We start from the raw sequence: 23,169 nt of genomic DNA on the forward strand, positions 1-23,169 counted from the left end.
GCGAAGGCGTCGGTACGGTCGTAGGGTGACGTCCACTCAGCGCGACCAGTCCCCGCCGGAATCCACCACGACGGCCGGGATCAAGGAGTGGATCGGACTGGCCGTCCTCGCCCTGCCGACGCTGCTCATCTCGATGGACCTGAGCGTGCTGTACCTGGCGATCCCGCGCATCAGCGAAGCACTCGAACCCAGCAGCTCCCAATTGCTGTGGATCCTCGACATCTACGGCTTCCTGGTCGCCGGCTTCCTCATCACCATGGGCACCCTCGGCGACCGCATCGGCCGGCGCAAACTCCTGATGATCGGCGCATTGGCCTTCGGCGTTGCCTCCGTGATCGCCGCGTACTCGACCAGCGCCAACATGCTGATCGGCACCCGCGCGCTGCTCGGCATCGCGGGCGCGACGCTGATGCCGTCCACGCTGGCGCTGATCCGCAACATGTTCCACGACGACCGCCAGCGCACCGCCGCGATCAGCGTGTGGATGACCAGTTTCATGGTCGGCATGGTGATCGGACCGCTCGTCGGTGGCGCGATGCTCGAGAACTTCTGGTGGGGTTCGGTATTCCTGGTGGCGGTGCCCGCGATGGTGCTGCTGCTGGCGACCGGCCCGTTCCTGCTGCCCGAGTACAAGGACCCGAATCCGGGCAAGCTCGACATTCTCAGCGCGGTCCTGTCACTGCTGTCGGTGATGGGCGTCATCTACGGCATCAAGGAGCTCGCCAAGGACGGCTGGTCGATCGAGGCCGTCGGCGTGCTGGTCGGCGGACTGGTACTCGGCACGGCGTTCGTCCTGCGTCAGCAACGCCTGACCGATCCGCTGATCGACCTGCGCCTGTTCGGCAATGTCCGGTTCAGCGGATCACTGATCGCGTTGATGGTCGCCATGCTGGCGATGGGTGGGCTGTTCCTGCTGCTCGCACAGTATCTGCAACTGGTGCTGGGCCTTTCGGCGTTCGAGGCCGGTCTGTGGACCGTGCCGCAGGCGGCGGCGATGGTCGTGGCTGCCGGGGTGGTGAGCGCGCTCGCGCCCAAGATCAGGCCCGCGTACCTGATGACCGGCGGCCTGATCATCGCCATGGCCGGGTACGCGCTGTTCACTCAGCTCGCCGGCGCCGACGACCTGGCACTGATCGTCACCGGCATGGTGGTGTTCTCCCTCGGCCTGAGCCCGATGTTCGTTCTCGGCCTCGACCTGATCGTCGGCGCGGTCGACCCGGCGCGCGCCGGTGCCGCCTCCGCCATCTCCGAAACCGGTCAGGAATTGTCGGCGGCGCTGGGCGTGGCGGTGATCGGCAGCATCGGTACCGCCGTCTACCGCGGGCAGATGTCGGAGCAGCTGCCCGCCGGACTCCCGCCGGAGGTCGCGCAGGTGGCCGAGGACACCCTCGCGGGCGCCCTGCACGTCGCGACGACACTGCCCGAAACGCTGGGCGCCGAGTTGTCCACCGTCGCCCGCGAGGCCTACACCCAAGCGCTGCAGGTGAACTCGGTGGTCGGCATCGGGCTCACCGCCGTCGCCGCCGGGCTGGTCATGGGGCTGCTCCGGCACATCCCCGCGCCGAACGAGAAGACATCCGACATCGACTGACCGAGGTGGTTCGGACACAACAAATCCCGCCCGATGCTGACCGGGCGGGATTCGTCTCTCGCTGAGTTGTCCCCTCCGCGAGGTTCGTAGTCGGCCGATTCGGCCGAGGCCCTGACCGCTACTTGGTGGCCGGGGCGGGGTTGTTCGGCATCGGGGAGTTGATGGTGGTGAAGTACTGCACCGCGGCCATGATCGCGACGGGGGCAGTGATGAAGATCTGGCCCGCGAGGGTGCCGAGCGCGCCGATGGCCATGATGCCGGCGATGCAGCCGACGGCCGCGGCCGGAATGAACGGGCCGAACATGCCGACGATGGTGGCCGAGGCGATGGTGGCGCCCGCGATGCCGCCGAGCACACAACCGATCGCGCCGCCGCCGAGGCCGCCGACCAGGGTGGCGATGCTGGCGCCCAGGGAGATGGTGCCGGTCATGCGGCTCCAGGCGGCCTGCTCACGGTCGTACTCGCTCTTCCACGGAGCCACGTTCTCGTAGGGCAGCGCGACCGGCTTGTAGGTGGCGTGCGCCAGGTCGAACTGCGGGGTCAGCGTGGCGGTGCGGCCGGAGATGTCGGCGGCGATCGGGAACACGAATTCGTCTACGCGGAAGGCCAATTCGGTACCCGCGACGGTGGTGCCGTTGGCGGCCTTGATCTTGAAGACGCCGTCCTCGACCACCATCGAGCCCGCGTCGGTGCCGATGATCGTCGAGGTCTCGGTGGTGGTGGACGTGTAGTTGATCGGCTCATCCGCGGCAGGTGCTGCGTGGCTGGTTCCGGCAGCGATGCCGAGGGCAACGCTCACGCTGGAGGCCAGCAGGGCGAACTTGGTGATTTTCACGGGGGTGAACCTTTCGTGTTCCTCGTGGTGAGATGCGCGGCGCACAAGCTGCGGTCCGGGCGAGATGTGACCATAGCGAGGTAAGCCTCACCTATCAAGACCTTGCTTAGGCTAACCTCCAAGACGACCCAGTTTCGCCGCGAGAGAGAACCCTGATGAGAAATCCGCGTTGGTGCGGGTGGCTTCTTGCCGCATTCGCGCTGGTCGCAGTCTGTGCTCTCAGCCTGCTGGTCGGCACGAAAGCCATTGCGATCGGCGATGTCTGGCAGGCACTGTTCGGCGTGAGCACCACTCCCGATCACGTGACCGTCACCGAGTACCGCGTGCCACGCACCCTGCTCGGGCTACTGGTCGGGCTCGCGCTCGGCGTCGCGGGCTGCTTGATGCAGGGCCTGACCCGCAACCCGCTGGCAGACCCCGGCCTGCTCGGCGTCAACGCGGGAGCGGCCTTCGCGATCACCATCGCCGTCGCGATGTTCGGCGTGAGCGAGATCACCTCGTACGTCTGGTTCGGGTTTCTCGGCGCCGCCCTGGTGTCGGTGGTCGTCTACCGCGTGGGCACCGCCGGACGATCCGGCACCGACCCGGTGCGGCTGACACTGGCAGGCGTCGCCGCCACCGCGGTTCTCGGCGGCCTGACCAGGGGCTTGATCCTGATGCACCCCAAGGCTTTCGACGAAATGCGTCAATGGGATTCCGGCGGACTCACCGGACGCGGATTCGAGATCCTCTACGGCGCGACCCCGTTCATCGCCGCGGGCCTGATCATCGCGGCGCTGTGCGCGCGCTCGCTCAACGCGGTCGCGCTCGGCGACGATCTGGCGCACTCGCTGGGTGTGCACGTGGGGCGCACACGCCTGTTCACCGCGCTGGCGGTGGTGCTGCTGTGCGGCACCGCGACCGCCGCGGTGGGCCCGATCGCGTTCGTCGGCCTCGCTGTTCCGCATGTGGCCCGGTGGCTGATCGGACCCGACCAACGCTGGATCTTCGCCTATTCGCTGGTGCTGGCGCCGATCCTGGTGCTGTCGGCCGACATCGTGGGCCGCCTCGTCATTCGTCCCGATGAAGTTCCCGCAGGCCTGGTCACCGCGTTCCTCGGGGCGCCGGTACTGATCTGGCTGGCCCGTCGCGCAAGAGTAGGTGCCGCCGCATGAGTTCGACGATCGATTTCGGCCGCGCGATGCTGGTGGTCCGGCCGCGCGGAACACGCTTCTCCGCCCGGATCGGCGTGCGCACCCTGGTGGTTTGCGCTGTCCTGCTCACGATCTCGGTGGTGACAGCGGTGCTGGCCCTCGGCAGCGGTGACTACCTGATCCCGCCCCTGCGGGTGCTCCGCGCGCTGGTGATCGGCGACGAGCGGTTCGACCGGCTGGTGGTGTGGGACTGGCGGCTGCCGCGCATCCTGCTCGCGCTGATCCTCGGCGCCGCGCTGGGCGTGAGCGGCGCCATTCTGCAATCGGTGACCAGGAATCCGCTGGGCAGCCCGGACATCGTCGGGTTCAACACCGGCGCCTACACCGGCGCGCTGATCGCCATCCTGACCCTGGGTGGTGGGCACCTGCAGACCGCGACCGGTGCGGTGATCGGCGGGCTCGGCGCCGCGCTGGTGATCCACCTCCTCGCGTTCCGGCACAACGTAGCCGGGTTCCGGCTGATCATCGTCGGCATCGGCGTCAGCGCCATGCTCGCCTCGATCAACACCTGGCTGATCCTGCGCGCCGACCTGGACGCGGCGATGTCGGCGGCGGCCTGGGGCGCTGGCACGCTCAACGGACTCTCGTGGCCGCAGGTCGGTCCCGCGGTGGTGATCCTCGCGCTGCTGGCGATCGCGCTCATCCCCGCGGCTCCCCGCTTACAGATCCTCGAACTCGGTGACGACACCGCCCGGGCGTTCGGCCTCGACGTCAGCCGGGCGATGCTGTGGCTGATCGTGCTCAGCGTCGCGTTCACGGCGGTGGCGACGGCGGTCGCGGGCCCGATCGCGTTCGTCGCCCTCGCCGCACCGCATCTGGCGCGCAAGCTGGCCCGCACACCGTCGATCGCGCTCGCGCCCTCGGCGGCGATGGGAGCGATGTTGCTGATCACCTGCGACTGGATCGCCCAGCACGCGTTCGCCCCGACGACCGTGCCGGTCGGCCTCGTCACCGTCTCGGTCGGTGGCCTGTACCTGGCGTATCTGCTGGTCGCCGAGGCGCGACGGAACTAGGAAAGCGAAAAGATGAACGACACTTCACGCCTGCGCGCCGACCGGGTCCGCCTCGGCTACAAGGGCACCACGATCAGCGACCAGCTGTCGGTGGATATCCCGGACGGCAAGTTCACGGTGATCATCGGCCCGAACGCGTGCGGCAAGTCCACGCTGCTGCGCGCGCTGGCCCGGCTGCTCACCCCCGAGTCGGGGACCGTGCTGCTCGACGGCAAACCGATCAGTTCCTACCCGGCGAAGCAGGTGGCCAGGCAGATCGGTCTGCTGCCCCAGACCTCCACCGCGCCGGACGGCATCCGGGTCGCCGATCTCGTTGCCCGCGGCCGCTATCCGCATCAGACGCTGCTGCGGCAGTGGTCGAAGGCCGATGAGGAAGCCGTCACCTCGGCGATGGCGGCGACCGGTGTCACCGAGTTGTCGGCGCGGATGGTCGACGAACTGTCGGGCGGTCAGCGCCAGCGGGTGTGGATCGCGATGGTGCTCGCCCAGGACACCCCGCTGATCCTGCTCGACGAGCCGACGACCTACCTCGACATCGCCTATCAGATCCAGTTGCTCGATCTGTGCCGGTCACTGAACCGCGAATCCGGGCGGACCGTCGTGGCCGTGTTGCACGACCTCAACCATGCCTTCCGCTACGCCGATCACCTCGTAGCCATGCGCGACGGGCGGGTGGTCGCGACGGGTGCGCCCGCCGACATCGTGACCGCCGAGCTCGTCGACGAGGTCTTCTCGTTGCGGTGCCGCATCGTCGACGACCCGGAAACCGGTACGCCACTGGTGATTCCGCTGGCGCAGGATGCCGCCAAGGTGCGCTAGAGCTGCGGCGATGCGGCAGCCGAACATAGGTATTCCACAATTAGTTAAGTTAGGCTAACCTAACTGATTGTGAATGTGACGAGGGAGGGAGTTGCCGTGACAGATGGTCTCGAATTGCCGCTGACCGGACCGCAGCTCGGCATCTGGAACGCCCAGCGCTTCGATCCCGAGTCCGGGCGCTACCTGGTCGGCGAGGTCCTGGAGATCACCGGGGACGCGCCGATCGATGTCGACCTGCTGAGCGAGGCGATCCGTCGCACCGTCACCGAGGCCGAGAATATGCGGCTGCGGTTCACCGAAACAGCCGACGGGCCAAGGCAATTCGTGAGCGATGCCGAAGCGGTGCTGCGACCGACCGTCGATCTACGGGCGGCTGCGGAGCCGATGGCTCTGGCCTACGAGGCTGTCGCGCTGGAGCGCGAGCAGGCCGCGCAACGGTGCCGAGGCATGGTCGACCGGCAGCTGTACAACTACACGCTGATCCGGATCTCCGACTGCGTGGTCTGGTGCGTGCAGCTCTACCACCACCTCATCGTCGACGGTTACAGCGCGGCGCTGCTCTCGCGCCGAGTCGCCGCCCACTACACCTCCCTCCGACGCGGAACACCCTCGCCGAAACAAACTTTCGGAACCATCGCCGAACTGGTCGCCGAGGAGCAGGCCTATCGGGCAGGCCCCGAATTCGAGGCCGACCGCGCCTACTGGCGCGACCAGCTCACACCGTGGCCCGATCTCGACGGCCGCGGTCGCCACCTGGGCGGTGCGGTCGAGCGAACAATCCGCGCCGAGGCCATCCTGTCCACCGAACTGCTCGCGGCACTGCGCGAGAGCGCCGAACGGCACGGCATCACGTGGGCCGACGCGCTCGTCGCCTGCTACGCCGCGTTCCTGCACCGCCAACTCGGCACCGCCGATGTGGTGGTCTCGATGCTGCTGATGGGCCGGGTCGGCCGCGCCGCCCTGCGCACACCGGCCATGGCGGTGAACGTGCTGCCCCTGCGGGTCACGGTGAGCGCGGGCGACCGGCTCGGTGAGCTGGGCCCCCGCATCGCCGACATCCTGCGCGAGGTCCGCAAGCACCAGCGCTACAGCGGCGACGACCTCGCCCGCGACTTCCACGGCCACGGCGCGGGCGAACTCCTGCACGGAATCGGCATCAACCTCAAGGTCTTCGACTTCACCCTCGATTTCGACGGTGCGCGTGGCGTGCTGCGCAATGTGGCGGGCGGGCCCCCGGAGGACCTGGGGCTGACCGTCACTCCGCTGCCCGACGGCACGGTGCTGCTCGGATTCGAATCCGACGCGCGAACCAACGACGCGGACACGGTGTGCGGGCGGGTCGCCGGGTTGGTCCGGGTGATCGAGTCTTTCACCGGGTCGGACAAGATCGCGGTGGGTGCGCTCGAACTGCTCGATCCCGCCGAGCGCACGCGGCTGCTGGCCGCGCGCTCGACGGCAATGCAGCTCCCGGACAACGAAACTCGTGCCCTTCACGACGAGCCGTCGGTCGCGACGATCCCCGACCTTCTCGAACACGTCCTCGCCGAGCAACCGGATGCCGTGGTGCTGAGTTCGGCTCAAACCGAGTACACCGCCGCCGAACTTCGACTCCGGGTGAACCGGCTTGCGCGGTTCCTGCGCGGGGCCGGGGTCGGGCCGGATGCGATCGTCGGCCTCGCGCTACCCCGCGATGTGGAATTCGTGGTCGCGTTGCTCGCCGTCTGGCGCGCCGGTGGCGCCTATCTGCCCCTGGATCCGGAACACCCGGTCGCCCGGCTGCGGGCGACGATCGCGGACGCGGGCCCCGCTGTGGTGCTCAGCGCCGGTGAGTTGGCGGCCCAGCTCGGTGCCGACGCCGTCGCGATCGACGACGCCGGCTTCCGTGCGCGGCTCGACGACCACGCGGACACCGACTTCGCGCTCTCAGTGAGGCCCGAGCACGCGGCCTACGTCATCTACACCTCGGGCTCGACCGGTCAGCCGAAAGGTGTCGTCGTACAGCACGGCTCCCTGGCCGCGCTCGTCGCCGCGCACCGCGCCGGGATCCACAGCGCCGCCGCCGGCCGTGCGGGCAACCGTCAGCTGACCATCGCGCACACCACCTCCTTCGCCTTCGACGCCTCGCTCGACCCACTGCTGTGGATGACCGCCGGACATCGGATCCGCGTGTACGACAGCGATACCCGGCGTGACCCGGCCGCCCTGGTCGAGGCTTTCGCCCGGGACGGCATCGACGTCGTCGACGGCACTCCGTCGTTGGTCGCCGCCCTGCTCGAACACGGCTTGACCAGCGAACTACCGTCGCCGGCACAGTCGAGCCCGGTCGGCCGGAAGTCGGCGACAGCGAGCACCGAGGCGATCGGGAAGATCACGACAGCGACGGATCTCGCGAGCGCCGACAGCGCCGATGAGACAGCGCGCCCGCCGCTGACGCTGGTGATCGGCGGCGATGCGTGCTCGGCGGAGCTATGGGGCGCGATCGATCGTGGCGGGTTCGCGGCGGTCAATCTGTACGGCCCGACCGAGGCGACGGTGGATGTGATCGGGGCACCGATCGACGGCGCTGGTCCACGGATCGGGATGCCGGTCGCAGGCTCGCGGGCTCACCTGTTGGACAACGGATTGCAGATCGTCGCCGACGGTCAGGTCGGCGAGCTGTATCTGGCCGGTCCGCAGATCGCGCGGGGCTATCTCGGCCGGTTCGCCACCACCGCACAGTCTTTCGTCGCCGATCCGTACGGCCCGCCGGGAGCGCGGATGTACCGCACCGGCGACCGGGCGCGCTGGGTGGCCGGGCTCGGCTACGAATACCTGGGCCGGGTCGACAATCAGGTGAAGATCCGCGGCCACCGCGTCGAACTCGGTGATGTGGCAGCGGCACTCGAAGGTCTGACCGAGATCCGTACCGCGGCAGCCGATATCCGGGACATCGCCGGGCGCCCCACCCTGATCGGCTACGTCGTCGCCGCGACCGGCGACCTCGATACCTCGGCCGCACGTACCCGCCTGGCCGACCTGGTCCCCGAGCACATGGTGCCGGCTCGACTCGTCGTCCTCGACGCCCTGCCCACCACCGTCAACGGCAAACTCGACCGCACGGCGCTACCGGACCCCGCGACCGACGAGTCCGGACGCGCACCGGCCACCGACGCTGAACATGCCGTCCACCAGGCGATCTCGAGGACCCTCGGCCTCGACACCGTCAGCATGGACGACGACTTCTTCGCCGTCGGCGGCGACAGCATCACCGCCATCACCGTCAGCAGCGGCCTGCGCGCCGGGGGCCTCACCCTCCTGCCCCAGCAACTACTGACCCGGCGCAGCCTCGCCGCGCTGGCCGCGGAGGCGGCCCCCGAGCCGCAACATCCCACGACCGCCGTGGGATTCGAGTCGCCGGCCGCTGTCTCGTCGCCGCTCCCGACAGCGCCCGGTCGCCTGATCGCAGCGCTCACGCAGAGCGACCTGGACGAGTTCGGCGCTACCTACGGACCGGTCGCCGACGTGCTCCCGCTGTCCCCCCTGCAGGAAGGATTGCTGTTCCACGCACTGCGCGACGGCGCCGACGACGTGTACACGATGACGGCCCGCTTCACCCTCGACGGCATCGTCGATCCGGAGCGCATGGGTGCGGCGTTCGCGAGCATGCTGCGGCGGCATCCGAACCTCGGCGCGGCGTTCAGTTATGAACAGTTCGACCAGCCGGTGCAGATCGTTCCGCGGGCACCGGGCGTCTCGTGGCAGGTCGAGGATCTGCGCGAGTCACCTGATCCCGCAGCGCAAGCACGGCTTTCGGTGCGGCGCGTCGGCGCCGCACCGTTCGACATCGATCGACCGCCGCTGATCCGCGGCCTCCTGATCCGCCTCACCGACACCTCGCACTGGCTGGTTCTGATCGCCCATCACCTCCTGGCCGACGGCTGGTCGGTACCGACGATGGTCCGGGAAACCCTCGCCCTCTACACCGGCGAGACCCTCTCGGCCCCCGCCTACTTCGGCGACTACCTCACCTGGCTCACTACCCGCGACACCACCGCGACCCTGCACTGGTGGACCGAAAACCTCACCGGCCTGCGCGCACCGACCCTGCTCGCCGCCACCCCTACATCCGCAACCGATCCGGCCGCGTTCGCACCGGGCGGTGCCGGCGCACCGGCGCCCGCCGTCTCGACGCCGGAGCCGACCACGAACGGCGGAGGAGCACCGCGCCCGGCGGATTCGGCGACGGCCCAGCGACAGCGTCCGGTCGGCCTGCGGGTTCCGCTCGCCGCCGACGTGGCGACGGCCTTGGCCGAGAACGCCCGGCGGCACGGGCTGACCGTGAACACCGTGCTGCAGGGCGCGTGGGCGATGGTGCTCGCGGATCACTTCGGGCGCACCGATGTGGTGTTCGGGACCGTGGTTTCCGGGCGTCCCGCTGATCTCGACGGAGTCGGCGGAATGGTCGGATTGTTCAGCAATACCGTGCCCGTGCGGGTGTCGCTCGGGGCTGGTCGGCCGGTGACCGAGCAGTTCGGGGAGTTGCAGCAGACCTCGTTCGACGGCCAGGCCCGGGGATACCTCGGGTTGGCCACCATCGAGCGGGCGCTGGGATTCGGGCGGCTGTTCGATTCGCTCGTCGTGTTCCAGAACTTCCCGAAAGCCGGTCTGTTGCAGCCCGATCCCGGTGGGGTTCAGGTGGTGGACGTCGATGTCGACGGGCTGACCGACTTCCCGGTCACGGTGACCGCGTTGCCCGGCGCCGAGTTCGCGCTGATGTTGCACCACGATGTGGCCGCAGTGCCCGGCCCGGTCGCCACGCGGCTCAGTGATCGACTCGGCGCCGTATTGTCCACGCTGGCCGCCGATCTCGACGGTTCCGTCGAGGAAGCCATGGCTGCCGCGATGCCGTCGGAAACACACGGCAGCACGCTGGCCGACTGGTCGGTGACGGCGACGATCTCCGCCGACGCGCCGGCCGTCACCGCGAACGGCGTGACGCTCTCGTTCGGCGCATTCGACAGCCGGGTCCATCGGCTCGCGCGCTGGCTCATCGACGAGGGCGTTCGGCCCGAAACTGTGGTCGCGGTGGCGATGACGCGGGGAATCGAGTCGATCGTCACCGCGCACGCGGTGTGCCGGGCCGGCGGGGTCTACCTGCCGCTGGATCCCCACAGTCCCGCGCAGCGCGCCGACAGGATCCTCGCAACATCGCGCGCGGCGCTGGTTCTCACCACCGCGGCCGACAACTTCACGACCGATCGCGCATCCGTGGCACAGGTCGAAGCATTGGATCTGTCCGGTTTCGCCGATACCTCGGTCTCCGACCTCGACCGACTCGCGCCCCTGCTCCCCCGCAATGCCGCGTACCTGCTGTTCACCTCGGGCTCCACCGGCGAACCCAAGGGCGTGAGCGTTTCCCACGAGGCCATCACCAGCACCTTCGAGTGGATGCAGCGACGGCACCGGTTCGGCGCGGGCGACACCGTCTTGTACCGCACCGCGGCGACGTTCGACGCCTCCCTGCTCGAGCTGTTCCTGCCGCTGCTGGTCGGTGCGCGCGTCGTGGCGGCACCGGTGTCGGGTCGACTCGACCGCGACCCGCACTACCTGGCCGACCTGATGGCGACCGAGCGGGTCGGCATGGTCCAGCTCACCTCGTCGATGCTCACCGTGCTCGCCGAGGAAGCCGACCTGAGCGGCTGCACCGCGCTGCGCTGCGTGATCACCGGCGGCGAACCGCTACCGCCGCCGACCGCGGCGCGGATCAGAGCACTCACCGGCGCCCGCGTCCACAACCTGTACGGGCCCACCGAGGCCGCGGTGTGCATCACCCACCACGAGACCTCCGGCGCCGACCGCGGCAATGTCCCGATCGGTCTGCCCGCCGGCGGTGCCGATGTGCGTGTTCTCGACACCGAGCTGCGCCCGGTCGCGGTCGGTGTGATCGGCGAGTTGTATCTCACGGGAACGCAATTGGCGCGCGGATACCTCGCCCGCCCGGCCCGGACCGCGGGTTCGTTCGTCGCCGACCCGCTGGGACACGGCGAACGCATGTACCGCACCGGCGATCTCGTGAGCTGGGGCCCGCACGGCGAACTCGACTACGTGGGCCGCGCCGACAGTCAGGTGAAGCTGCGCGGGCAACGCATCGAACTCGGCGAAATCGAAGCGGCCCTGCTGAGTTGCCCGGGCGTGGCCCACTCCGCGGTGATCCTGCGCGAGGACACCCCGGGCGATCAACGCCTCGCGGCCTACCTGGTCGCCAAGGCGGACACCGACATCGACATCGCCACCGTCCGTTCCGGCCTACGAGCACGGGTGCCCGCCTACATGGTCCCCGCCGCGTTCGTCGTCCTCGACCACATCCCCCGCACGACGAGCGAGAAGATCGATCGCAAGGCCCTGCCGGTCCCGAACTACGCGGTCAACGCTGCCGAGAACCCCACGGCCACATCGAGTAACGCCGGGTCGGCTTCTGACATCCCCGTGCCGGCGGCTGCCCCACACGACCCGCAGGATTCGCCGAGCGCCCGCGATCTGATCGCCGACACCTCCACGACCCGCGAGCCAGGCAGCGACTCCGCGCACGCTGAGCGGGCACACCGCGCGGCAACTGATCACCGCAGCGTGATCTCCACCGCGACCAGCACCGGCCATAGCCAAGCCACCGACCTGGTCCGCACCATCCGCACGGCGATGGCCGCCGTGCTCTCCACCACCGACATCGCTGCCGACGCCGATTTCTTCGAGGCGGGCGGCCACTCGCTCACCGCCGTTCGGGTGATGGGCAGGCTCCGGCGCGCAGGGCTCGCGGTCGTCCTCGACGATGTCTTCGAAGCACCGACACCACGAGCACTCGCCAACCGGATCGCTGAGAACAACAACAACTCTCGAACGGGCGATGCGGAAAACACGGATGCCTGGGGTTCGCGACTCGACCATGTCCTCGAACTCCGCACCACCGGTTCACGCGATCCGCTGTTCTGCGTTCACCCCGTCGGCGGGACCGCCTGGCAGTTCGGCCCGCTCGCGAAACTCCTGCGAGCCGACCGCCCGATCATCGGCCTGCAGCTACCGACCCTGAGCGACAACACCTTCCGTGCCGAGACCATCGACGACCTGGCCGCCCACTACGTGTCGACCATCCGCCGAATCCAACCGCACGGCCCCTACCACCTGCTCGGCTACTCCCTCGGCGGCACCATCGCCCACGCCATGGCCGCCGCGCTGACGGCGGCGGGCGAGCAAGTCGCGTTCACGGGATTGGTCGACGCCTTCGCCCTGTCCGATCTCACCGAACAGGCCACCCGCGCACTCACCGACCCCGCCGATCTGGACCAGCTGCTCCCCGAAATCCCGGATGACGCACCAGAACTGGCTACCAAGCTGCGCGCCGCCGCGAGCACCCTGCTCGGCCTGGTCACCGCGTCCACCGCGGCCGGCTACGACGGCCCGATGGCGCTCTACGCCGCCGACACCGAAACCGCACCCGGCCGCACCGAGGCGCAACTCGCGGGCTGGCAGTCCGCACAGGCCCGGCTCGTGGTGCGCCGACTGCCCTACTCCCACTTCGAGATCGTGTCGCCCACCGGCTGGGCCGAGGTCGCAGCACTTCTCGACACAGACCCGGTGATCGGCGGCTGAGCATGCAGCGCACTGCTTTTCACCGTTCGAAAAGAAAGATGAGGACAACCCCTTCCATGTTCACCACACGATCATCGGGCAGGCTCCGCGCCACCCTCGCCCTGCTGGTTCTCGCGCTGATCGCAGCGCTCACCGGCTGCAGCACCTCGTCGGGCGACACCGCCGCACCCAGCGGCCCCCGCGAGGTCCAGACTCCGAAGGGCCCGGTCTCCGTCCCCGCGGATCCGCAGCGCATCGTGGTGCTCAACGGCACCCTGGCCGGCTACCTCTACGACCTCGAGGCGCCGGTCGTCGCCGCCGACCCGCGGCTGCTCGGCGTCGCCAGCAAGCCGGGTGAGTTCCCGTCCGGCTGGGCCGAGGACGCGGCGAAGCAGGGCACCAAGGCCCTGCCCACCGGCGAGAACATCAACCTGGAGTTCATCGCCGCCCAGCGCCCCGACCTGATCATCGGCGGCGGCCAGGGCTACCCGGCGCAGCAGTCGGTGAACGCCTACGACCAGCTCAGCGCGATCGCCCCGACCGTGCTGGTGCCGACCGAGACCACCTACTGGCAGGACCAGCTGCGGGTGATCGCCGACGTGGTCGGCAAGCCGTCCAAGGTCGACCAGCTGATCACCAACTACAAGGACAAGCTGGCCAAGGCCAAGGCCGCCATCAAGGCGCCCGCGGGCAACACCGTCATCATGCAGTCGCTCAAGAGCCAGAAGCCGACCGCGTTCGTGCCCACCGCCGCACTGCCCACGCTGCTGTCGGAGGTCGGGTTCACCCTGGACCAGCAGCTCGAAGCCAAGGCGGGCAACCCCGCTCGTGAAGGCAGCGCCGACTTCATCAGCTTCAGCCCGGAGCTGCTGAACACCGCCGTCGACGCGCCCGTGCTGTTCATGATCCCGCTCAACGGCGGCCGGAGCCTGGCCGAGCTACGGGCCGACCCGATGTACGCGTCGCTGCCCTCGTTCAAGGCGAACACCGTCTTCGAGCTGCCCGCGACCAGCTCACGTCCTGACTACCGCACGGTCATGACCACGCTCGATCTGCTCGTGGAACGCTTCAAGTGACAGCGGTCGGCGGCCTGCTCATCGACATCAGCCCGCTGCGGACCTCGCGTCCGTTCCGGTGCGCGTTCGCGGCGCGGCTGGTGTCGGTGCTGGGGCTCGGGCTGCTCATGGTGGCCCTGCCGTTGCAGGTCTATCAACTGACCGGGTCGACCCTGCAGGTCGCCGGCATCGCGACGACCACCGCGGCCGCGTTGTTCGTCGGCAGCCTCGCGGGCGGTGTGATCGCCGACCGTTATGACCGGCGCAACGTAATCCAATGGTCGCGCAGCGCAGCCGGTTTCGGTTTCCTGATCCTCGGTATCAACGCGGTGCTGCCGGATCCGATGCTGTCGGTGATCTATCTGGCCGCCGTCATCGACGGACTCGCGGGCGGCGTCAGCGGCTCCGCGTTGATGGCTCTTGTCCCGATGCTGGTCGGTCGCGAGAAGATCGCGGCGGCAGGCGCTTTGACCGCGCTCACCACTGACCTCGGAACCATGATCACGCCCGCGATCGCCGGTGTGCTCGTCGCACAGGCGGGGGTGTCGGTCGCGTTCTTCCTGTGCGCGGGCGCCACCGTCGCCACGGTCGGGTTGATCACCGCGATCGGGCCCGCGCCGCCGCCGGCCCGCGACCTGCAGAACCCGGTGCGCGAGCTGGCGATCGGCATTCGATTCGCGGTGCAGCACAAAACCATTCGCATCATCCTGCTCACCGGCTTGCTCGCCATGCTGGTCAGCGGCCCGCTGGTGCTGCTACCCGCCTTCGCCGAAGTCGAACTCGGCGCAGGCCCCGGCACCCTCGGCCTGCTCTACGCCGCGCCGGGCGCTGGTGCCGTGATCGGCTCGCTCACCAGCGGCTGGATGAGCCGCACCCGCTACAACGGGCTCGCCCTGCTGATCTCGCTGGCCCTCATGCCGCTGGGCGTGATCGCCGCCGGGCTGTGGTCACACGCGGCGCTGGTGTTCCTCGGACTGGCCGGATTCGGCCTGGCCAGGGCGGTGAACATCGTGCTGCGCTACACCCTGCTGCAACAGCAGGCACCCGAGGAACTGCGCGGCCGGATGGCCGGACTTCTCATGGTGCAGTCGGTGACCGGCACCGCGATCGGTTCGATGGCCGCCGGATTCGTCGGCCAATTCTTCGCACCGGGTTCCGCGCTCGTGTTCTACGGCGTCGCGGTCCTGGTTCTCACCGGCGTGGTGGCGCTTGCCGCCGGGCCGCTGCACGGAAAGGAACAGCAGTGACAGATCGCAGTGGCTACGCCGCGCGCATCGCCGAGGTGCTCGCCAGTGAGCACGGCGCGAAGGTCCCGTATCCGATCGGATTGCAGGAAGTGGAGGTGATCCGCACGGTCGCGGTCGGGGCCGGGCTGCTCCGGATCACCTTCGGCGGGCCTGATATCGCGTCCTTCCACAGCTATGTGCCGGATGAGCATGTGCGCCTGGTCTTTCCGTGCGAGGACGGGGTACTGCGGCTGCCCGCGCGCGACGGTCAGTCACTCGAGTGGGGCAACCCGCGCCCGGTGTCGCGCGAGTACACCGTGCGCCGCCACAGCGTCGCCGACAACGAACTCGACATCGATTTCGCGATCCACCCCGGCGGCTTGGCCTCGGAGTGGGCGAGCGCGGCGACCCCGGGCACCAAGATCCACATCGCGGGCCCTCCCGGTGGCGTCGTCGTCCCGGAGTCCTACGACCGGTTCCTCTTCGTCGGTGACATCACCGCGCTGCCCGCCATCGCGCGCTGGCTGGAACGACTGCGGCGGACCGCGCAGGGCTGGGCGTTCATCGAGGTGACCGGACCAGAGGAAGAGATCGAGATCGATGCGCCCGCGGGTATCGAGGTGCGCTGGCTGCACCGCGGCGACCTCGAGCCGGGCACCGGTGACGCACTGGAGAAGGCCGTACGTGGCGTGGAAGTGGCTGCCGGACAGCGGGTCTACGCCTGGGTCGCCGGTGAGGCCGGCTGTCTGCGCGGCATTCGCAAGGTAGTGCGCGGCGAACTCGGGATCGGGCCGAAGGACTCACTGATCGCCGGCTACTGGAAGCGCGGCGTCGCCGACTTCGATCGAGAGGAATGAGCGATGACCGACGAACAAATCATCACGGATGTGGCAACGGCGCTCGGCGTCGACCGCTCGGAACTGGCCACCGACACCGACCTGCTCGATGCGGGCCTGGACTCGGTTCGCATCATGTCGCTCGTGGAGAAATGGCGGTCGGCCGGACATGCAGACATCGACTTCCCCACACTCGCAGGTGATCCCGTGCTCGGGTCGTGGATCGAACTGCTGGCCTGATCGCGCTGTCCGGATCCGGGCCCGCGGTGGCAGTACGGCTGTGCCACCGCGGGCCCGGCGCGATGTCGTGCGCCTCGTCAGCGAGAACCCTCCACCCGCGCGAGGCCGGTGCCTGTCAGCTGCCGTGCGCACCATCGGCGAGCGCCTGCCGCAGATCCTTGCGGCTGGTCTTGCCGACGCCGGTTTCCGGGAATTCGTCGACGACCACGACCGTGTCGGGCATCTTCCACGCCGCCACGCCGCGCGAGCGGACGAACTTGCGCACCGAGATCAGCGTGGGCCGCTGCGCCGGGTCGATCGGCTGAACGAACGCGCAAATCCGTTGACCCAGAACCGGATCCGGCGTGCCGACGATGACAGCGTCGCGGACCGCGGGATGTTCGAGCAGGTGCGCCTCGAGCTCTTCGGCCGATACCTTCTCGCCGCCCCGGTTCACCCAGTCACCCGCGCGGCCCGCGACCACGAGATTGCCGTCCGGGCGCACGGACACGATGTCGCCGGTGCGGTACCAGCCGTCGGCGGTGAAGCTGCGGGCATCGGCGTCGGGATTGTCGTAGTAGCCGCGAATGGTGTACGGGCCCTGCGTGATCAGGTTGCCGGTGGACCCCGGCGCCACCTCGGCGCCGTTGTCGTCGACGACGGCGAGCTGGTCGTACTCCGACATCGGGCGACCCTGCGTGCTGACCACCACGTCGATCGGGTCGTCGAGCCGCGTGTAGCAGACCAGCCCCTCTGCCATGCCGAACACCTGCTGCAGGGTCACACCGAGCGCGGGACCGATCCGGCGGGCGAGCTCGTCCTGGCACCGCGCCCCACCCACCTGGAGTACCCGCAGACTGGACAGATCCGCGGTCTCGCCCGCCTCGGCACGCTCGGTCCACAGCCGCGCCAGCGGGGGGACCAGACCCGTGATGGTGACGCCGAATCGCTCGATCAGCGGAAAGGCCGTCGCCGGAGTCGGATCCGGCGTCATCGCCACCGCGCCACCGGCCCACAGCGCACCGAGGATGCCCGGCGAACTCATCGGGAAGTTGTGCGCGACCGGCAGCGTCGCGAGATAGACAGTGGCGCTGTCGAGCTCACAGATCTCGGCGCTGCGGCGCACGCTGTACAGGTAGTCGTCGTGGGTACGCGCGATGAGCTTCGGGATACCCGTACTCCCGCCGGACAGTTGCAGGAACGCCACATCGCTCGGCGACGGGCCCGCCAATTCGGTAGGGGTGTCCCGGAATTCCTCGATGTCGTGCGCGTCACCGGGCAGCGACGGACAGTCGACCAGCACCAGGTGGCGCAGACTCCCGACCTCGCCGCGCACCTCGGCGGCCAGCGCCGCGTAGTCGAAACGCTGGTGCGTGCCGCAGGTGATCATGGCCTTCGCCCCGGCGGCCTCGGCGATCGGCACCAGCTCGGCCTTGCGATGGGCGGGCAGACAGAACACCGGCAGCGCACCGAGCTTGAACAGCGCGAAGATCGCCTCGACGAATTCCGCGCGGTTGGGCAGCTGCACCAGCACCCGGTCACCGGGCGCGATGCCGAGGCGGGCCAAGCCGGTGGCGAGCGAGCGGGAACGATGCTCGAGTTCGGCGTAGGTCCAGCTGTTCGCGTCGTCCAGGACCGCGATCCGGTCCGGCGCCGCGACCGCGCGCGCGGTGAGCACGTCGCCGAATGTCTCACCGGTCCAACAGTTCTGCTCTCGATATCGTTGTGCCAGCTCAGCGGGCCACGGAGTGAATCCGGGGAGCACGGGATCGGTCAAGTCGAGCACCTCTTTCCAGCGGATCTTCGAAGTTCCTCGCCGGAAGCTGTAAGGGAAGCTAACCAACCGACGATGAAATCAGGTTAGGCTAACCTCATGCATAGTGGTGAGTCCAGAGGGCGAATCGTCGTCGTGACCGGCGCCGCCGGAGGAATCGGCGCCGCGGTCGCCGCCCGTTTCGCCGGCGAAGCGGGAGTTCTCTCGCTGTGGGACCGCGACCCCGCCGTCCACAAGGTCGCCGCCGAACTCACGGCACGATCCGCTCATGGCGTCGAACTGGATATCAGCGACGGCGCCGAAGTACAGGCCGCCTTCGACCGTCTCACCACGGAATTCGGAACACCCGATGTCGTCGTGCACGCGGCCGGGCTCATGGTCGGCGGCTCCGCACTCGAACTCGACCCACAGGAGTGGGCACGCTGCCTGACCGTCAACGCCACCGGCACGATGCTGATCACCCAGCGCGCAGCCGCCGAGATGGTCCGCGCCGGTCGTGGCGCGATCGTGGTCGTCTCCTCGAACGCGGCCGCCACGCCACGCGTCGCCATGGCCGCCTACGGCGCCGCCAAGGCCGCCGCCACCGCGTTCACCCGCTCGCTGGCCCTGCAAGTCGCGCCGCTCGGCGTGCGGGTGAACCTGGTCTCGCCCGGTTCCACCGATACCCCGATGCTGCGTGAGATGTTCGGCGGCACCGTCGACGACGCGGCCGAGCATGCGCTGCTCGACGGCGATCCGAGTGTCTACCGCCTCGGAATTCCGTTGCGCCGCATCGCCACTCCCGCCGATATCGCGGGCTCAGTCCACTTCCTGGCGTCCGAGGACGCCCGCCACATCACGATGCACGACCTGCGGGTCGACGGTGGCGCAACGCTCGACATGTGACCGAGAGGAATGATCACCATCAGTACCGACAGCTCAGACCCCGCTTTCCTGCTGTCCCGTCCGCAGCGGACCGTGTCCGCCACCGCGGGCGGGACCGTCTTCCGCTCGGCACACGACGCGATCACCGCGCTGCGCAGCGGCCGGATCAGCCACATCGTCGGCGCGCTACCGTTCACCCCCGGCGCTCCGACCGCGCTGTGGGCGCCGAATTCGGTGACAATCACCGAGGCGCCGCACCAACCCGGTTCGCGGGCGCTGCCCCGCTTCGAACTCGATGCCGCGCTGCCCGCGCCGGAGGAACACCGCCAGCGCGTCGCCACCGCAGTCGAACTGCTCGGCAATCCCGCGCATCCGTTGCGAAAGGTGGTGCTGGCCCGCGCTGTTCGCGCTCGAACGGCGAAACCTGTTCGAGCACTGGATATCCTGGACCTGATGGTCGCCTCGGACCCGATGTCCAACGGGTTCCTGGTCGACCTCTCCGCCGCGGGCGGACGCTATCCCGGCCGACACCTGGTCGGCTCCAGCCCCGAGATCCTGGTACGCCGCAACGGAAGTCAGATCCTGAGCCACCCACTGGCAGGCTCGGCCCGGCGAATCCTCGACGACAGCGGCGCCGACCGCACCGCCGCCGACGCACTGCTCGCCTCCACCAAAGACCATGCCGAGCACCGCTTCGTGACCGACCAGGTTTCCGCCGTGCTGCGTGACCGGTGCGCCGAAGTACAGACTCCCGCACCGGAACTCACGGCCACACCGGCGATGTGGCATCTGGGCACGCCGATCACCGCGACAGTCCCGCTCGCCGGACCGTCGGCGCTGGAGCTGGCAGTAGCACTGCACCCGACCCCCGCGATCTGCGGCACGCCCACCGCGGCGGCCGCCCGGGTGATCGCCGAACTCGAGGGCGAACGCGGCTTCTACGCCGGTGCGGTCGGCTGGTGCGACGCCGACGGCAACGGTGAGTGGATGGTGAGCATCCGCTGTGCCGAGCTGTCCGCCGACGGCACCACCCTGCTCGCGCACGCGGGCGGCGGGATCGTCGCCGCCTCCGACCCTGCCGCCGAATTGGCCGAGACCACCGGCAAATTCCAGCGCATCCTCGGGCCGCTCGGTATCGCCGACCTGCCCGTCACCGTCGGCTGACCCCGCCGACCCAACGCTCAACGGAGACTCCCCATGCCCATTCCCCCGATCGCGCCCTATCCCATGCCGACCGCGGACGAGTTCACCGCCGACCAGGTCGACTGGACCGCCGAGGCCGGCCGCAGCGCACTGCTGATCCACGACATGCAGCAGTACTTCCTCGACGCCTACGACCTCTACCGCGATCCCGCGCGCACCCTCATCGCCAACATCGCCACCCTGCGCGATCACTGCCACCGGTTCGACATCCCGGTCATCTACACGATGCAACCCGGCGACCAGCATCCGTCACGGCGCGGGATACTCGCCGACTTCTGGGGCACCGGCATGTCCGAGGGCGCCGATACCGAGGTGATCAACGCCATCGCCCCCGACCCACAGGACATCCAGGTCACCAAGTGGCGCTACTCCGCCTTCCAGCGCACCGATCTGCGTGAGCTACTCGGCTACTACGGTCGCGATCAGCTCCTCATCACCGGCGTCTACACCCACATGGGCTGCATGCTCAGTGCCGCGGAGGCGTTCATGGGCGACGTGCGCCCCTTCCTCGTCCACGATGCCACCGCCGACTTCAGCCGCGACGAACACATCATGGCGCTGAACTACGTCGCTCGCCGTTGCGGTGCCGTCACCAGCACCGACGAGCTGATCCGTCAGCTCGACACCACGAACGTGGAATCCACCGAACGCCGATCCGCCTGATCGGTACCGACCAAGGGCCCTGCCGTTGCGATGAACGGCAGGGCCTTTTGCCCGCCGAGTCACCCCTGAACCTGCCCCAAAGAAGAAGGAACACCGTTCATGTCAGTTCATCGAATGACGGCGCGCATGCGTGCCGCCGTCGCGCTCCTGATCGTCGCGGTGGCCGCGACGGCAGCGGGCTGCGGCAGCTCCACTGCCGACCAGGCCGCTGGCACCGGCACTCGCCAGGTGGAAACCGCCAAGGGCCTCGTCACCGTGCCCGCCGACCCGCAGCGCATCGTGGTCCTCAACGGCGCTCTCGCCGGATACCTCTTCGACCTGGACGCCAAGGTGAAAGCCGCGGATCCGCGCATTCTGGGCATCACGCTGAAGCCCGGCGAGTTCCCCCCGTCCTGGGCGGCGGATGCCGCGGAACAGGGCACCGAGGCAGTGCCCTCCGGTGACGACCTGAACCTGGAGTTCATCGCCGCCCAGCGGCCGGACCTGATCATCGGCGGCGGGCCCGGATACCCCGGCATGCAGTCGATCAAGAACTACGACAAGCTCACGGCCGTCGCGCCCACCGCGCTCGTACCCTCCGACGCCGCCAACTGGCAGGACCAGTTGAAGTCGGTGGCCCACATCGTGAACCGCCCCGACAAGGTGGACAGCATGATCACCACCTACAACGACAAGGTCGCGAAGGTGAAGTCCGGCATGAAGCTGCCACAAGGCGCGACGGCCGTGATGCAGTCCCAATCGGACGGCAAGCCCATCCTGCTGGCCCCCAACACCCCGCTGGCCACACTGCTCGCCGAGGTCGGATTCACCATCGACGACAAGATCGAAGCGAAGGCAGGCAACCCGCCCCGGCCCGCGGCAGCCGACTGGGTGACCTTCAGCCCCGAACTACTGAGCACTGTCGTCGACGCTCCGGTGCTGTTCGTGATCTCGGTCGACAACGGGCGCGATATCGCCCAGCTGAAGGCAGATCCGGCGCTCGCGATACTGCCTGCCTTCCAGAAGAGTCAGGTCTACGAGCTGCCCGCGGACAGCAAACGGCCGGACTACCGGGTTGCCATGGCGACCCTCGACCGGTTGGCTGAGCGCTTCAAGTGAGACAGCCGTCGGCGGCCGGCCGACCTAGCGCGCCGACGAAGCCCAGGGCTCGGTAGCCAGCACTGTCTGGTCGTCGACGCGATCACCTGCCTGCTCGGCGGAGTGGGTGATCGAAGTCGGGATCTTCGGAAACGCGTGGGCATGGTGGCGCCCGATCCAGGTGAGCAGCTCCTCACGGACCGCGCAGCGCAGGGTCCACGCGTCGTCGGCATCGGCGGCCGACATCGTCGCACGGACGACGATGTCGGTCGGCGTGCTGTCGGTCACCAGCAGATTCCAGTTGCGCCCGTCCCATTCCCGGCACTCGCGCAGGTAGGTGTGCAGGTGCTCGCGCAGCGCGGGTACCGGGGTGCTGTGGTCGAGGTGCAGTAGCACTGTGCCGGTGACCTGCGAGCCGCCCCGCGACCAGTTCTCGTAGGGCTGGCTGTTGAAGTAGGACACCGGCATGGTGAGCCTGCGGTCGTCCCAGATCCGCACGGTCAGGAAGGCCAGGGTGATCTCCTCGACAGTTCCCCACTCCCCTTCCACGACAACGGTATCGCCGATCTTGACCGAGTCGCCGAAGGCGATCTGCAACCCGGCCATGAGATTGCTCAACGTCGACTGGGCGGCGACACCGACGATGATGCCGATCACGCCCGCCGAGGCCAGCATCGACGTGCCGAGGGTCCGCAGACTCGGGAACAGCAGCAGGATGGCCACCGCGGCGGTGGTGACCACCAGCACCGAAGTGACGATGCGACGCACCAGCCCGAGCTGGGTGCGCAACTGGCGCACGCGCGAAACCTCGCTGGCGCGTTGGGCATAGCGGCCCAGCAGGCTTTCGGCCACCACATCGGTGGCCCGGATGACCAACCACACCGCGGCGATGATGGCCGCCGTCGCCAGGAAGCTCCGGATCACCACGTCCTGGCGCAGGTCGAGCTCGGCGAGCGGATAGACCGCGTGCAAGGTGACCGTCCCGAGCAGAATCTGCAGTGGCAGTTGCAGTCGCCGCAGCGATGGCAGATGGACGCTGGGACTGCGGCGCGCCGCGTAACGCAGCACACGCTCTACCAGCAAACCCACCGACACCGTGATCGCCGCCGTAGCGAGCAGCACGATGATCGGCCGTAATATCTCCTCCACGAGATCGAACTCCTCCCGTTGTCGGCTTGCCTCAGCTGCGGCATACCCAC

At 68.9% G+C, this 23,169-nt stretch carries 16 protein-coding genes; 13 read left to right on the plus strand and 3 right to left on the minus strand.

Annotated features, from left to right (window positions below; translation table 11 throughout):
* The first annotated feature begins 25 nt into the window (after positions 1-25).
* Positions 26-1,591 carry an MFS transporter gene (locus ACFVVI_RS31230; RefSeq protein WP_387448008.1) on the plus strand — a complete coding sequence of 522 codons (1,566 nt, stop codon included), beginning with the start codon at positions 26-28 and terminating at the stop codon, positions 1,589-1,591.
* Between the two features lie 118 nt (positions 1,592-1,709).
* Here ACFVVI_RS31230 and ACFVVI_RS31235 read toward each other — a convergent pair whose 3' ends face one another.
* Positions 1,710-2,426, minus strand: coding sequence for a hypothetical protein (locus ACFVVI_RS31235; protein ID WP_379314198.1), 717 nt, complete (start codon positions 2,424-2,426; stop codon positions 1,710-1,712).
* Positions 2,427-2,581: 155 nt separating this feature from the next.
* Here ACFVVI_RS31235 and ACFVVI_RS31240 point away from each other — a divergent pair, with 155 nt between their 5' ends.
* From ACFVVI_RS31240 to ACFVVI_RS31275, 8 genes are all read left to right on the plus strand, one after another.
* Positions 2,582-3,580, plus strand: a complete 999-nt coding sequence (locus ACFVVI_RS31240) for an iron chelate uptake ABC transporter family permease subunit (protein ID WP_378662344.1) — start codon at positions 2,582-2,584, stop codon at positions 3,578-3,580.
* Positions 3,577-4,632 carry a FecCD family ABC transporter permease gene (locus ACFVVI_RS31245; protein WP_378995472.1) on the plus strand — a complete coding sequence of 352 codons (1,056 nt, stop codon included), beginning with the start codon at positions 3,577-3,579 and terminating at the stop codon, positions 4,630-4,632. Before ACFVVI_RS31240 ends, ACFVVI_RS31245 begins: the two co-directional genes overlap by 4 nt.
* A gap of 12 nt (positions 4,633-4,644) precedes the next feature.
* Positions 4,645-5,451 carry an ABC transporter ATP-binding protein gene (locus tag ACFVVI_RS31250; protein WP_378635655.1) on the plus strand — a complete coding sequence of 269 codons (807 nt, stop codon included), beginning with the start codon at positions 4,645-4,647 and terminating at the stop codon, positions 5,449-5,451.
* A 96-nt stretch (positions 5,452-5,547) separates the two neighbouring features.
* On the plus strand, positions 5,548-13,074 hold the full coding sequence (locus ACFVVI_RS31255; RefSeq protein WP_387448011.1) for an amino acid adenylation domain-containing protein: 7,527 nt from the start codon (positions 5,548-5,550) through the stop codon (positions 13,072-13,074).
* A gap of 56 nt (positions 13,075-13,130) precedes the next feature.
* Entirely contained in the window at positions 13,131-14,129 is a 999-nt protein-coding gene (locus tag ACFVVI_RS31260; RefSeq protein ID WP_378635651.1) for an ABC transporter substrate-binding protein, read from the plus strand.
* Complete coding sequence (gene entS, locus ACFVVI_RS31265) at positions 14,126-15,355, plus strand: enterobactin transporter EntS (RefSeq protein WP_387448012.1); 1,230 nt, start codon at positions 14,126-14,128, stop codon at positions 15,353-15,355. The genes ACFVVI_RS31260 and entS overlap by 4 nt, the downstream gene beginning before the upstream one ends.
* Positions 15,352-16,191 (plus strand): siderophore-interacting protein, encoded by an 840-nt coding sequence (locus ACFVVI_RS31270; RefSeq protein ID WP_378995464.1) that lies wholly within the window; start codon positions 15,352-15,354, stop codon positions 16,189-16,191. The genes entS and ACFVVI_RS31270 overlap by 4 nt, the downstream gene beginning before the upstream one ends.
* Positions 16,192-16,194: 3 nt before the next feature.
* Positions 16,195-16,410, plus strand: coding sequence for a phosphopantetheine-binding protein (locus tag ACFVVI_RS31275; protein WP_387448014.1), 216 nt, complete (start codon positions 16,195-16,197; stop codon positions 16,408-16,410).
* Positions 16,411-16,525: 115 nt separating this feature from the next.
* Here the strand turns inward: ACFVVI_RS31275 and ACFVVI_RS31280 are convergent, their stop codons facing one another.
* The gene (locus tag ACFVVI_RS31280; RefSeq protein ID WP_387448016.1) at positions 16,526-18,175 is read right to left on the minus strand and encodes a (2,3-dihydroxybenzoyl)adenylate synthase; all 1,650 of its coding nucleotides are present in this window, start codon (positions 18,173-18,175) and stop codon (positions 16,526-16,528) included.
* Between the two features lie 87 nt (positions 18,176-18,262).
* Between ACFVVI_RS31280 and ACFVVI_RS31285 the strand changes: the two genes are divergently transcribed.
* From ACFVVI_RS31285 to ACFVVI_RS31300, 4 genes are all read left to right on the plus strand, one after another.
* Complete coding sequence (locus ACFVVI_RS31285) at positions 18,263-19,048, plus strand: SDR family oxidoreductase (RefSeq protein WP_379312305.1); 786 nt, start codon at positions 18,263-18,265, stop codon at positions 19,046-19,048.
* A gap of 9 nt (positions 19,049-19,057) precedes the next feature.
* Positions 19,058-20,191, plus strand: a complete 1,134-nt coding sequence (locus ACFVVI_RS31290; protein ID WP_387448018.1) for an isochorismate synthase MenF — start codon at positions 19,058-19,060, stop codon at positions 20,189-20,191.
* Positions 20,192-20,224: 33 nt separating this feature from the next.
* Positions 20,225-20,893, plus strand: a complete 669-nt coding sequence (locus ACFVVI_RS31295; RefSeq protein ID WP_378995455.1) for an isochorismatase family protein — start codon at positions 20,225-20,227, stop codon at positions 20,891-20,893.
* A 99-nt stretch (positions 20,894-20,992) separates the two neighbouring features.
* Positions 20,993-21,991: an ABC transporter substrate-binding protein gene (locus ACFVVI_RS31300; RefSeq protein WP_387448020.1), complete on the plus strand. Its 999-nt coding sequence runs from the start codon at positions 20,993-20,995 to the stop codon at positions 21,989-21,991.
* 24 nt (positions 21,992-22,015) lie between these two features.
* Here ACFVVI_RS31300 and ACFVVI_RS31305 read toward each other — a convergent pair whose 3' ends face one another.
* Positions 22,016-23,119 carry a mechanosensitive ion channel family protein gene (locus ACFVVI_RS31305; RefSeq protein ID WP_378995450.1) on the minus strand — a complete coding sequence of 368 codons (1,104 nt, stop codon included), beginning with the start codon at positions 23,117-23,119 and terminating at the stop codon, positions 22,016-22,018.
* Between the last annotated feature and the right edge of the window lie 50 nt (positions 23,120-23,169).

This window comes from Nocardia sp. NPDC058114, assembly GCF_042884695.1.
Lineage (GTDB): Bacteria > Actinomycetota > Actinomycetes > Mycobacteriales > Mycobacteriaceae > Nocardia.